The 655-nt window shown below is 53.1% G+C and carries 1 pseudogene; it reads right to left on the bottom strand.

Annotation, left to right across the window (positions count from 1 at the left end):
- Positions 1-655: pseudogene (locus SCRDD08_RS11705) on the bottom strand (type VII secretion protein EssC); the annotation flags it as partial.

The raw sequence follows: 655 nt of genomic DNA on the forward strand, positions 1-655 counted from the left end.
GGCCATGGTGGCCAGGATATAGATCCCCCGCGGCTGGATGAGAGTGATCAGCACCACCACCCCAATCATGAGGAGCGGCGGTACGATCAGTTTTAAGAGCTCGTCTGTTGGTTTATTAGGCTCTGCCCCCGGCGGGTTGAGCAGGATCTTGTCCTCGCTCCCCCGGTAGATGATGCGAGGAGAGCGATGGTAGTCCGGGTAGTCCTCGTAAAAGCCGTAGCGAGAGGGCTCTCTCAGGGTCAGCTGGCTGCCAGCCTCTGCAGACCCTCTGAGCCAGACTTCATCCGGATAGACCTTGATAGTCACAGATCCAATACTAATTTCATCACCAAAGTTGAGGATCTGCTGATCCTTTTCTTCTAAGTGGTTGTTTCGATAAAAGTCTCCCTTGAGCCGTGTCAGAGTCCAGCTACCTTGAGACTTTTTCAAAAGAAGCTCGATATCTTCGTCCAGTTTGACAAGAGCGCCCTTTTGAGATCCGACATGGAGCTCCTGATGATCCAGCAGGTCATAGACTCGTGGCTCGGCATCCCGCAGATAAAAGACTGCATCCCCCAGTACCAAGCCATCCTTCAATAGTCCAACTTCCTCACCATATTGGTAGAAGACCTCCTCCCCATCTGCCTTGAGCTGGATGGGGGTCTCTTGGTGAGGC

Source organism: Streptococcus cristatus (assembly GCF_001578775.1).
Lineage (GTDB): Bacteria > Bacillota > Bacilli > Lactobacillales > Streptococcaceae > Streptococcus > Streptococcus cristatus_A.